General features: G+C 66.5%; 10 protein-coding genes. 9 read left to right on the top strand and 1 reads right to left on the bottom strand.

The window, feature by feature from the left end; genetic code table 11:
- The first annotated feature begins 3 nt into the window (after nucleotides 1–3).
- Both IP86_RS07755 and murB read left to right on the top strand, forming a co-directional pair.
- Nucleotides 4–699, top strand: coding sequence for a glutamine amidotransferase (locus tag IP86_RS07755; RefSeq protein WP_054161942.1), 696 nt, complete (start codon nucleotides 4–6; stop codon nucleotides 697–699).
- Nucleotides 696–1,628 (top strand): UDP-N-acetylmuramate dehydrogenase, encoded by a 933-nt coding sequence (gene murB / locus IP86_RS07750; protein ID WP_054161941.1) that lies wholly within the window; start codon nucleotides 696–698, stop codon nucleotides 1,626–1,628. Before IP86_RS07755 ends, murB begins: the two co-directional genes overlap by 4 nt.
- A 4-nt stretch (nucleotides 1,629–1,632) precedes the next feature.
- Here murB and IP86_RS07745 read toward each other — a convergent pair whose 3' ends face one another.
- Nucleotides 1,633–2,466, bottom strand: a complete 834-nt coding sequence (locus IP86_RS07745; protein ID WP_054161940.1) for a bestrophin-like domain — start codon at nucleotides 2,464–2,466, stop codon at nucleotides 1,633–1,635.
- A gap of 287 nt (nucleotides 2,467–2,753) precedes the next feature.
- Between IP86_RS07745 and IP86_RS07740 the strand changes: the two genes are divergently transcribed.
- From IP86_RS07740 to IP86_RS07710, 7 genes are all read left to right on the top strand, one after another.
- On the top strand, nucleotides 2,754–4,070 hold the full coding sequence (locus tag IP86_RS07740; RefSeq protein WP_054161939.1) for a glycosyltransferase family 87 protein: 1,317 nt from the start codon (nucleotides 2,754–2,756) through the stop codon (nucleotides 4,068–4,070).
- A 155-nt stretch (nucleotides 4,071–4,225) separates the two neighbouring features.
- A complete protein-coding gene (locus IP86_RS07735; RefSeq protein WP_054161938.1) occupies nucleotides 4,226–5,215 on the top strand; it encodes a D-alanine--D-alanine ligase family protein in 990 nt (329 codons plus the stop codon).
- Between the two features lie 279 nt (nucleotides 5,216–5,494).
- Nucleotides 5,495–6,487 (top strand): cell division protein FtsQ/DivIB, encoded by a 993-nt coding sequence (locus IP86_RS07730; RefSeq protein ID WP_054161937.1) that lies wholly within the window; start codon nucleotides 5,495–5,497, stop codon nucleotides 6,485–6,487.
- The gene (gene ftsA, locus IP86_RS07725) at nucleotides 6,484–7,809 is read left to right on the top strand and encodes a cell division protein FtsA (RefSeq protein ID WP_054161936.1); all 1,326 of its coding nucleotides are present in this window, start codon (nucleotides 6,484–6,486) and stop codon (nucleotides 7,807–7,809) included. The genes IP86_RS07730 and ftsA overlap by 4 nt, the downstream gene beginning before the upstream one ends.
- A gap of 93 nt (nucleotides 7,810–7,902) precedes the next feature.
- Nucleotides 7,903–9,696 carry a cell division protein FtsZ gene (gene ftsZ, locus IP86_RS07720; protein ID WP_054161935.1) on the top strand — a complete coding sequence of 598 codons (1,794 nt, stop codon included), beginning with the start codon at nucleotides 7,903–7,905 and terminating at the stop codon, nucleotides 9,694–9,696.
- 366 nt (nucleotides 9,697–10,062) lie between these two features.
- Entirely contained in the window at nucleotides 10,063–11,025 is a 963-nt protein-coding gene (gene lpxC, locus IP86_RS07715; protein ID WP_054161934.1) for a UDP-3-O-acyl-N-acetylglucosamine deacetylase, read from the top strand.
- Between the two features lie 248 nt (nucleotides 11,026–11,273).
- The gene (locus IP86_RS07710; protein WP_054161933.1) at nucleotides 11,274–12,179 is read left to right on the top strand and encodes an outer membrane protein assembly factor BamD; all 906 of its coding nucleotides are present in this window, start codon (nucleotides 11,274–11,276) and stop codon (nucleotides 12,177–12,179) included.
- Nucleotides 12,180–12,187: the final 8 nt, after the last annotated feature.

Below are 12,187 nucleotides of genomic sequence, written 5' to 3'. Positions count from 1 at the left end.
TCGATGAACTGCGTCGCGCTGCGTCACGTCGCGTTCGAACACGCCGGCCTCGTCGCCGACAGCCTTGCGGCGCGCGGACACACGCTGCGCTACGTCGAAGTCGGCAGCGAACCGCTCCACGCAGAGGCGATCGTCGGCGCGGACCTGCTGGTCGTGCTCGGCGGTCCGATCGGCGTCTATGAGACCGAAGACTATCCGTTTCTGGTGCCCGAACTCGACGCTATCCGCGCCCGGCTCGCGACGAAGCGGCCGACGCTGGGTATCTGCCTCGGCGCGCAACTGATCGCCGCCGCGCTCGGCGCCCGCGTCGCGCCCGCACCGGCGAAGGAAATCGGCTACGCCCCCCTCACGCTGACCGATGCGGGGATGCGTTCGGTGCTGGCGTCGCTCGCCGGCGTCGACGTCCTGCATTGGCACGGCGACAATCTCGATCTGCCAGCGGGCGCTGAACGCTTGGCCTCGACCGCGGTGTGCCCCAATCAGGGATTCTCGATCGGCAGTCACACGCTCGGTCTGCAATTCCATATCGAGACGCCGCCGTCGGCGCTCGAAGCATGGCTGATCGGCCACACTGCGGAGCTCGGCAAGGTTGGTATCAAGCCGGGCACGCTCCGTGCCCAGGCGGCACGTTCCGGCGCCGCGACGGTCGAGGCCGGACGACGCGTCATCGACGCCTGGCTGGACTCCGTGCTCCGATGAGTTTCCCCGATCTCGTTCCCGCGCTGAAGTCCGCGATGCCCGACCTGCGCGGCCGGATTCTCGGCAACGAGACGCTGGCGCCCGTCACCTGGTTTCGCGTCGGTGGGGCGGCGCAGGTGCTTTTCACGCCGGCGGACGCTGACGATCTTTGTTACTTCCTGTCGCGACTTCCCGCCGACATCCCGGTGATGTGCATCGGCGTCGGCTCCAATCTGATCGTGCGTGACGGCGGCGTCCCGGGCGTCGTGATCCGGCTGACACCGAAGAGCTTCGGCGAGACACGCGTCGAGGGCGAAATGGTGCATGCCGGCGCTGCGGCGCTCGACAAGCGCCTCGCCGAAACGGCCGCGGCGGCGCAGCTCGGCGGGCTGGAATTCTACTACGGCATCCCCGGCACGATCGGCGGCGCGCTCCGCATGAACGCCGGCGCCAACGGCCGCGAGACTCGCGAGGTGCTAATCGACGCCACTGCGGTCGATCGAAGCGGGCGCGTCCACTTGCTGGACAATGCGGCGATGCAGTTTTCGTATCGGCACAGCGGCGCCGATACCGGGCTGATCTTCACCGCCGCGCGGTTTCGCGGGACGCCAGCGTCGGCGGATGCGATCCGCGCCAAAATGAACGAAGTGCAGGCGCACCGCGAGATGGCGCAGCCGATCCGCGAGAAGACCGGCGGCTCGACCTTCAAGAATCCGCCGGGGCACAGCGCCTGGAAGCTGATCGACGCCGCCGGTTGCCGCGGCCTCAAGGTCGGCGGCGCGCAGGTTTCGGAGATGCACTGCAACTTCCTGATCAACACCGGCGACGCCACTGCCGCGGACATCGAGACGCTCGGCGAAACCGTGCGCACGCGCGTCAAGGCGCAGTCCGGCGTCGAGCTGCAGTGGGAGATCAAGCGGATCGGCGTCGCGGCCGACGCCGCGCGCTGACCGATTACTTCGCGGCCGGCGGCGGCGAGGGGGCGACCGGCGGCAGTGCGGAGGGTGGCAAGGCCGGATTGTCCGGCAGAGTCAGCACCCGTTCAAGCGGCGCCGCGGACACCCGGAACACTCCGCTGAACGGATCTTCCTGCAGCGCGATCAGTCCGAGGGCCACGACCGCGCCGGTGGCGAACACGGTGAGCGCTGCCGTCATCGCGCGCGGCTTCTCCAGATGGACCAGGGTCAGCGCCACCTGGGTGATAATGCCGAGCAGCAGCACCGAAATCCATTTCAGCTCGCTGGTTCGGTCTGTCGACAGGCTGAGCCGCGAGTTGCGCGCGGTGCCGACGCGGACCGCGGCACTGAGCATAGCTACATGCACGGCGGCGCTGGCGTCGCGGCTGATGCCGGGATCGCTGAGCTGGGTCAGCAATTCGTCGTAAGCCTCGGTAGTGCTCGGCGAGCTTTCGCCGCGCGCCGCGGGCCATTCCTCCCGCACCACCGACCTGGCGTAGTCCTTCAGCGCGATGCGGATCTTGTGCATGTCGGTGACCGAGGCGACGCTGAGCGTATACAGGTTCTGCAGTTCGCCGGCCTCGCTCTGCACCGCGCTGGTGGCGCGGCGGTTGCGTTCGGTGACCTCGTAGCCGAGAAAGCCGGTGAGCAGGCTGAACAGCACCGCAACCGACGAGAAGAACGGGGCGACAACGCCGTTGAGTCGGCCGATCGGTCCACGCGCCGGCGATACGCAGGCCACTACGACGAGCGTCAGCGCGACGCCGTAGTACAGTAGCGCCAGCGTCACGAAGGTGCCGGTGGTGGAGAGGTCGAGCCAGGCCCTGATCATCGTGGTTCCCGTCAATCGATGGTTCGGATGCGGCGTTCGTCGGCGCAGTCGAATCGGAGACTGCCGCGGTGGTCCGAAGCGTGGACTTTGGCCGCTTCTGCGGTTCGCGTCCACCGCGGGCCGTCCACCGCCGCGTCGGCGTGGTGGAGATGCAGGTCTCGATTGCGGAATGAGCGGCCATCGCAGGTTGTGCAGCCTTGCCGGCTTCACATAAACTGAAACATTGAGGCCATGCTTCTGCCGGGCCGGCGTGGCATTCCCCGGACCGACGGACTGGAGCGCTCTCGTTGCAACGACAATTCGCGCCGCGCCTTCGGCACTTGCACTGGTACGAGATCGCACTGATCTGCGTGGTGGCGCTGGCGCTGTGCATCTATCTGCCGATCGTCGTGAAACGATCGGCCGTGCAGGGCTTCGGCGACGTGCAGGTGTTCTTCCGTGCCGGGTGGGCGGTGTGGACAGGCTATCCGCTGTACGAAGTCGCCGATCATCACGGCTGGACCTACCACTATCCGCCGTTCTTCGCGCTATTGATGGGGCCGTTCGGCCATCCGCTCGAAGGCTATCCGAGGCCGTCCTGGGCGCTGCCGCTGCCGGCATCGGTCGCTGTGTGGTACGCGCTCAGCGCCGCCGTGCTGCTGATCGCGGTGGACTGGTGGGCGCGGGCACTCGAACGCGACGCCCCGCCGCTCCGCCAACGCGACTGGAACGCGTGGTGGATGCTGCGGGTCGCGCCTGTTGCGATCCTGATGCCGTATATCGGCGACGGTTTCGGTCGCGGGCAGCCGACCGCGCTGGTGCTGCTGACGATGGTCGGATTCCTGGTGCTGTACGCCAGGGGGCAGGTCTATGCCGCCGCCTGTGCGCTGGCGCTCGGCTTCACCATCAAGCTGTTTCCGCTGGTGCTGCTGCTGTTCCCGGTGTTGCGGCGCGACGTCCGGACGGTGCTGGCGGTGGCCGGTTTCAGCTCGGTGTTTCTGTTCGTCGTGCCGACCCTGTGCCTGGGGCCCGCCGAGGTGATCAAGCTGTACACGGCGATGTGGACCGAGCATCTCAGCGGCATCTTCACAGGCGCGCCGAACGACAAGATCGCGGCCGAGATCACCTTCACCTCCTACGACATGCTCAGTATCGGCGCGATGCTGGCGCGGATTGCGGCCGGTGGCCTGCCGGCGGAGGACAAGCTGCCGTTGTTCGCAACGCTCGGCCAGCTCGCATTCGATGCCGTCTTCATCGGCGCGCTGGTGTGGATCGGTCATGGCCGGTTCTGGCGGCTGAATGGGCCGCAGCCGCGGATGTCCGAAGCGGTGCTGATCGGCGGGGCGGTGCTCTGCGCTTCGTTGCCGCTGGTGCTGTCGGTCTCGCAGCCGAACTACGTCGCCTTCGTCGCGCCGCTGGTCGCCGTGGTGCTGTTCGACGCTTGGCGACGGAGCGGCGAGACGAAGCTGGTGACTTTCCTGGTGCTGTGGGGCTGCGTCATGTGGATCGGCATGTTCGGCACCGAGGGGGGAGTGTGGGAACCGCTGCGGACCATCGGCCTGGCGACCCCGGCCATCGCGGTCCTGCTGGGCTGGGGCCTGCTTTGCTTGCGCCGCTCGCCGTAGACAGTGGCGCGTCGCTTGCTGCATCCTGCAACAAGCGCCAAAACGGTTCCCCGCAGCTTCTCCGAATCAGCCAAATCAGGGACATTGCGCTCGCGCCGGCCTGCGAGACGCGCGGACCATTCTGACCCAACAGGGACCGCCCGGCGGACCAATCGATGCGACAGACGATCCTCTTCGGTGGCACCAGCAAGGAACGGCTGGTGTCGGTCGCTTCGGCGCAAGCGCTGCACGCGGCGCTGCCGGATGCCGATCTGTGGTTCTGGAACGACGACGACACCGTGCATCGCGCCACGCCGGAAGCGCTGCTGGCCCATGACCGGCCGTTCGAGGAGCCGTTTCGGCCGGCGGGCGAGGGCATCGGCGCGCTCGGCGCAGCGCTCGATCGGGCGGCGGCCGAACAACGCTTATTGGTACTCGGCCTGCACGGCGGCGTCGCCGAGAACGGCGAGTTGCAGGCGATGTGCGGAATGCGCGGCGTGCCGTTCACCGGCTCCGGCGCCGCGGCGTCGCATCTCGCCTTCGACAAGATTTCCGCCAAGCGCTTCGCCGCGATCGCCGGCGTGCGTACGCTGAGCGGCATCGCCTTGGCGGACGCCGAAGCCGCGCTCGAGACTTACGGCCGGCTGATCGCCAAGCCGACCCGCGACGGGTCGAGCTACGGGCTGTTCTTCATCAACGCCAAGCAGGACCTGGTCGCGGTCCGCAACGCCGCCAAGACGGAAGACTATCTGATCGAGCCGTTCGTCGCCGGCATCGAGGCGACCTGCGGCGTGCTCGAGCAGCCGGACGGATCGCTGTTGGCGCTGCCGACGATCGAGATCGTGCCGGCCGATGGCGGCTTCGACTACACGGCGAAATATCTCGCCAAGTCGACGCAGGAGATCTGTCCCGGCCGGTTCGCCCCGGAGGTCGCGTCGGCGATCATGGATTATGCGATCCGGGCGCATCGGGTGATCGGGTGCCGCGGCTATTCGCGGTCCGACTTCATCGTCGCCGCCGATGGTCCTGTTTTCCTCGAGACCAACACGCTGCCCGGCCTGACGAAGGCGTCGCTTTATCCCAAGGCGCTCAAGGCTCAGGGCATCGACTTCGTCGATTTCCTGCTCGGGCAGATCGCACTCGCCGAACGCAGCCCGCGGCGTTAACGAGATCTGAACCAGGTTCCGCCGGAACCCCTGCAAATCTACCGATTCACCCGCCAAATCCCTCATGAATCGCAACAAATCCGGCCCTGATTCGGCAGCCTTTACTTTTTGTTTACCAGTTGGGCCGAAGGTTAACGCTGGCTGCGCATGTTGGCGCTCGGCTGGCGAGGCATGACCGGGCGGACGTTCTGCCTCGTCATTGCGCGTTCGCGCAGCACCGAGACGCCGCTTGCGCCTTAGCCCGGTTGGTTGCGGGCATAACGAGTACGAGCTCTAGCAATGCATGGTGGAGGGCGCCTCGCCCGGTCGTCGCGACTGTCGGGGTTTCAATCTGACCTAAAAGCGGTCGCAGTGGCGGTCGTTGCATTGTTGCGCCACCGCTGGGCGCGTCGCAAGCGGCCCGAGCCGCGCCCGACCCGGCTGGTCCGTCCCGAGCAGCCCGGTGGGCTGATCGCGACGCTCGAGAAATACACCCCGCGCCGCATCGGCGTCGTCGCCACTGTGCTGATCCTGATGGGCAGCGCCGGGCTCGGCATCGTCAAGGGCGGTCACGTCGATGAATTCGTGCAGGGGCTGGATGACGCCCGCAATGCCATCGCCAACATCGCCGGCTTCCGCATCCAGCAGGTCGCGATCAGCGGCCGCAAGCAGCTGACGCAGGACGAAGTGCTGGCGATCGGCGGCGTCACCGGCCGCTCGTCACTGCTGTTCCTCGATGCCGCCGCGGTGCGCGACAAGCTGAAGGCCAACCCGTGGATCGCGGACGCCACGGTGCTGAAATTCTATCCGGGCGAGCTGCAGATCGACATCGTCGAGCGCACCGCCTTCGCGCGGTGGCAACTCGATGGCCGCACCGCGGTGATCGCCGACGATGGCGCCGTGCTCGAGCCTTATGTGGCGCGGCGCTTCATGTCGCTGCCGCTGGTGGTCGGCAAAGGGGCGGGAACCCGTGCCAAGGATTTCCTCGCACTGCTGGCGCGCTACCCGCAGATCCAGGCGCAGGCCCGGGCCGTCGCCCTGGTCGGCGAGCGGCGTTGGAATGTCTGGCTGAGCAGCGGACTTGTCATCCGGCTGCCGGAGCAGGACGTGGGCAATTCGCTGGCGACGCTGAGCAAGCTCGATCAGGAGGGCAAGTTGTTCTCGCGCGATATCACGGCGATCGACATGCGGCTGCCGGACCGGCTGACGGTGCGGCTGTCGGACGATGCGGCGAAGGCGCGCGAAGAGCTGTTCAAGGACAAGAAGTCCAAAAAGAAGGCTGGTGACGCGTGACCGGCTTCGATCGCACTCAGACTCCGAAGACCCGCCCGATGCCGCCGCATCGGACCGCGATGGCGGCGTCGCTCGACATCGGCACCAGCAAGATCGCCTGCATGATCGCGCGGCTGAGGCCGTCGCCGCCGAAGGACGCGCTGCGCGGTCGCACGCACGCCGTCGAACTGGTCGGCTACAGCCAGATCCAGTCGCGCGGCGTCAAGGCCGGCGCCGTCGTCGACATGGTCGAGTGCGAGAAGGCGATCCGCCACGCCGTTGCGCTCGCCGAGCGCATGGCCAAAGTGCGGGTCGAGTCGGTGTTGTTGTCGGTCTCCGCCGGCCGCCTGCAGGGCCAGCTGATTGAAGCGGCCGCCGACATCAAGGGTGGCGCGGTCAACTCCGACGACGTCAGCCGCGTGACGTCGACCGGCATGCATCACGCCACCGCGCCCGGCCGTGCCGTGCTGCACGCGCTGCCGGTCGGCTACACGCTCGACGGCGTCAAGGGCATCCGCGATCCGCGCGGCATGGTGGCGCGCCAGTTCGGCGTCGACATGAACGTCGTTACCACCGACGCCACGGTCGCCAAGAATATCATGCTGGCGGTCGAGCGCTGCCACCTCAACGTCGAGGCGATGGCGGCGAGTCCCTACGTGGCCGGACTGTCGGTGCTGACCGACGACGAGGCCGATCTCGGCGCCGCGCTGATCGAGATGGGTGCCGGCACCACCACGATGGCGATCTATTCGGGCGGCCGCTTCGTACATTCGAGCGGGTTCGCGCTCGGCGGCCACCACATCACGATGGATCTCGCGCGCGGACTCGGCGCGTGCATTGCGGATGCCGAGCGAATCAAGACGTTATATGGCACGGTGCTAATCGGCGGCTCTGATGCGCGCGAACTGATGTCGATTCCGGCCGCCGGAGACAATGAGCGGGACACCCCGCAGGTGATCTCCCGCGCGACGATCGCGAACATCATCCGGCATCGCGCCGAGGAGATTTTTGAGATGGTCAGGGACCGGCTGGCGGATTCGCCGTTTGCTGCTGAGCCGCGCGCCCGCGTGGTTCTGAGCGGCGGCGCGTCGCAACTGACCGGCATCCCCGAACTCGCCACTCGCATTCTCGGCCGTCCGGTACGCGTCGGCCGTCCGCTCGGCTTCGGCCGGCTTCCGCAGGAAGCCAAGAGCGCATCTTTCGCGGTTCCCACGGGCCTGCTGGTCTATCCGCAATACGCCCATCTGGAGCACATCGAGCCGCGGCATTCCCGCCAGGTCCGCAGCGCCGATCAGGCCGGTTACTTCGGCAAGGTCGGCCGCTGGCTGCGCGAGGGCTTTTGATGACTCTTTTCCGCCCCCTTCCGCCATCACAGATTGTCCAGGCGACTTGCCGGGGACTTCACGAACCAACGCGCGCGTAATCGAGAGGCAACCATGACCATCAATCTCAACGTTCCTGACATTCGCGAGCTGCGGCCCCGGATCACCGTGTTCGGCGTCGGCGGCGCCGGCGGTAATGCGGTCAACAACATGATCACCGCCGGTCTCGACGGCGTTGATTTCGTGGTCGCCAACACCGACGCGCAGGCGTTGACGATGTCGAAGGCGCAGCGGCTGATCCAGATGGGCACGCAGGTGACCCAGGGGCTCGGCGCCGGCTCGCAGCCCGATGTCGGCTCTGCTGCAGCGCAGGAAGTGATTGACGAGATTCGCGATCATCTCAACGGCGCCAACATGGTGTTCGTTACCGCCGGCATGGGCGGCGGCACCGGCACCGGCGCCGCGCCGGTGATCGCCAAGGCCGCGCGCGAGATGGGCATCCTCACCGTCGGCGTCGTCACCAAGCCGTTCCACTTCGAAGGCGCGCGCCGGATGCGGACCGCTGAGTCCGGCATCACCGAGCTGCACAAAGTCGTCGACACGCTGCTGATCATCCCGAACCAGAATCTGTTCCGGGTCGCCAACGAGAAGACCACCTTCGCCGACGCCTTCGCGATGGCCGACCAGGTGCTGTACTCGGGCGTCGCCTGCATCACCGACCTGATGGTCAAGGAAGGCCTGATCAACCTCGACTTCGCCGACGTCCGCGCCGTGATGCGCGAAATGGGCAAGGCGATGATGGGCACCGGCGAAGCCTCCGGCGAGAAGCGCGCGCTGACCGCTGCCGAGGCCGCGATCGCCAATCCGCTGATCGACGATTCCTCGATGAAGGGCGCCCGCGGCCTGTTGATCTCGATCACCGGCGGCAAGGATCTGACGCTGTTCGAAGTGGATGAGGCCGCAACCCGCATCCGTGAGGAAGTCGATCAGGACGCCAACATCATCGTCGGCGCCACCTTCGACGAGAGCCTCGATGGCATCATCCGCGTGTCGGTCGTGGCGACCGGCATCGAGCAGGCTCAGTTGTCGCGGAACGCAGCCGCGGCCGGCGCGGCTGCCCAGGCTGCTGCGCCGGCGGACAGCCGTCTGGCTGAACTGACTGCCAAGCTCCGCGCCGACAACCAGCGCATCGCCGAAGCCGCCGCCGCCCGTGCGGCGCAGGCTGCTCCCGCTCCGACTGCGGTCGCGATGGCGCCGGCTCAGCGCAATCCGAACGTCGAGCGCGCGGCGCTGGCCGCGATCGCCGCGGCCGTCAGCACCGAGCAGATGCCGGCCCCGCAGGTCGCGCAGGCCCCGGTTGGTCCGGCCTCCTATGGCGACGTGACCGTCCGCCCGATTCCGCAGAAGCCGTCGCTGTTCCCCGACCTGGAGCAGACCCGTGCGGTGTCCGAGGAGCCGGAAACTCCGGATTCGTTCATTCCGCAGCAGCCCGATCGGGCGGCTCTGCGGTCGCCGCGCATGCCGCGGTTCGACGAGCTGCCGGTGCCGGCACAGAACGAGATCCGTCAGGCTGCCCGCGGCGAGACCGATGACGAGCCGCAGAAGACCCGGCTGTCGCTGCTGCAGCGGCTCGCCAACGGCCTCAGCCGCCGCGACGACGAAGCGGAAGCGGCTCCGCCGGTCCGTGTCGCTGCCGCACCCGCGGTGCCGCAGATGCCGCCGCTGCCGGAACGCCGGCCGCAGCGCAGCGTCGCGGAGCAGATGGGGCATGACCCGGTTTCGGAATATGCCAAGCGTCCGGCGCCGCAGGGGCTCGACCTTCACGGCCGCCCGGCACCTGTATCCCAAGCGCCACAGGGGGATGACCATCTGGATATCCCCGCCTTCCTGCGGCGGCAGGCAAACTGATCCAGTGCCTCATTTCAAACAATGACAAGACCCCGGAGGGCCGCCTCCGGGGTCTTGTTTTTTGTGCGATGCGAAGGCGAGGGAATGAGTTAGATGGTTGATATAAAAGGTAAATTTGAAATTTCGACGGTCGGGAAGGGAACGATCGCTGCCATCTTTGCGTCTGAATTCAAGGCAGGGGCGGCGGTAATGCGGCGGAGTTGGGGTAACAATCCGTAAAAAAGCGTGAGTTGGCGCTCTTTGGGGCGGTGCTATGGTTTTCCGGACTTGGGGACACACGGTCGAGTCGCCGGACAAGATCTTGAGAAGAGATCAGAAAGACGTTCGGGCCGGACTGGCTGGTGGTCAATGGTGGGCGGTTTACGCATGAAATTCAGCCGGCAGACAACGCTGCGTTCGCAAGCCACGGTGACGGGCGTAGGTGTGCATTCCGGTCTGCCAGTCAATCTTACCATCGGGCCCGCATCCATCGACGCGGGTTATGTTTTTGTCCGGACCGGCCTCGAAGGTGCGGACCGCGAGATCGCCGCCACCGCTAAATCGGTTGTCGCCACCGAACTTGCCACCGTGCTCGGCGACAGTGAAGGCCCGCTGGTCTCCACTGCCGAGCATGTTCTGGCCGCGCTGCGCGGCATGGGCATCGACAACGCCACCATCGAAGTCGACGGCCCCGAAGTTCCGATCATGGACGGCAGCGCCGCCCCGTTCGTCGCCGCGATCGATCAAGCCGGCGTCCGGGAACAGTCCGCTCCCCGTCGTTTCATCCAGGTTCTCAAGCCGATCCGCGTCACCCAGGGCAAGTCGGTCGGCGAGCTTCGTCCTCATGCCGGCGGCTTTCGTGTCGAGGTCGAGATCGACTTCTCCAATCCGGTGATCGGCCAGCAGAGCTACACCCTCGGCGTCGAGCCTGAAGCGTTCCGCCGTGAAGTCGCCCGCGCCCGCACCTTCGGCTGCATGAGCGATGTCGCGCGGCTTTGGGAAATGGGCTACGCCCGCGGCGCCTCGTTCGAGAACTCGGTGGTGTTCGACGACGAGCGCCTGCTGAATGTCGAAGGTCTGCGCTACGCCGATGAATGCGCCCGCCACAAGCTGCTCGACGCGATCGGCGACCTTGCGCTGGCCGGCCTGCCGATCCTCGGCGCCTATCGCTCGGTCCGGGGTGGCCACAAGCTCAACCATTCGGTGCTGACCGCGCTGCTGGCCGATCGTACGGCCTACCGGGTGGTCGAATCCGAGCCGGCGCGTCGCGCGGTCCGAGGGCCTGCCGAAGCCGTCACCGGTCTGGTCGGCGGCATGGTTGCGCCGGCCTACGGTCCGGACATGTCCTGATCTCGCGATCGGACGTTTCTCTCCTGCCGGAAGTCACACCGCGCCTCGTTTGCCCGCCTCTCGCACGCCGCCGTGCGATCGCCTTATTCCCGGCGGAATGCCTGCTTACCCGGTTGGTCCCATAACCTTTTTCGGCTAAATAGCCGGGTGGTTGGCTCGATGCTTCGGGGGCAGGCCGGTGATGCGAGCCTTAATGGCTCGTCCCAGCGCCGAAGCGCAACGTTCTCCAGTTGGTCAGGTTGGAATTGATGTCGGCACAGCGGCTTGCACTGCGAAACAGGCTGGTCTCGCGCGGAAGCCACCGCTTCTGGCGCAGTCTTCCCCTGATGGCCAGTCTGGCGATGCTGGCGCTGCCGCTCGGCGGCTGCGGCACCGGCGCGCTGTGGGACAAATTCCTGGCGAAGGACGAGGACAAGTTCAACGACGAGCCGGCCGACAAGCTCTACAATGAGGGCTTGTACCTGATGAACAAGGACAAGGACCTCAAGGCCGCGTCCAAGAAGTTCGAGGAAGTCGACCGGCAGCACCCGTATTCGGATTGGGCGCGCAAATCCCTGCTAATGTCGGCCTATTCGTATTATCAGGCCGGCGACTACGACAATTGCATCGGCTCGGCGACCCGCTACGTCACGCTGCATCCGGGCAGCCCGGACGCCGCCTATGCGCAGTACCTGATCGCCGCGTCGCATTACGACCAGATCCCCGACATCTCCCGCGACCAGGGCCGCACCGAGAAGGCGATCGCCGCGCTGGAAGAGGTGATTCGCAAGTATCCGACCTCCGAATATGCCAACCAGGCCAAGCAGAAGCTGGAAGGCGCCCGCGACCAGCTCGCCGGCAAGGAAATGGACGTCGGCCGCTTCTACATGGAGAAGCGCGACTATGCGGCGGCGATCAATCGCTTCAAGACCGTCGTAACGCGCTATCAGACCACCCGCCACGTCGAGGAAGCGCTGGCCCGCCTGACCGAGGCCTATATGGCGATCGGCATCGTCGGCGAGGCGCAGACTGCGGCCGCCGTGCTTGGCCACAATTTTCCTGACAGCCGCTGGTACAAAGACGCTTATAATCTTGTAAAGTCGGGGGGACTCGAACCCACCGAGAACAAGGGCTCCTGGATCAGCAAGTCCTTCAAAAAGCTCGGTCTCGGATAGGACTGACC

It is taken from the genome of Rhodopseudomonas sp. AAP120 (genome assembly GCF_001295845.1).
Lineage (GTDB): Bacteria > Pseudomonadota > Alphaproteobacteria > Rhizobiales > Xanthobacteraceae > Rhodopseudomonas.
This window is presented reverse-complemented; position numbering and strand designations above follow the sequence as displayed.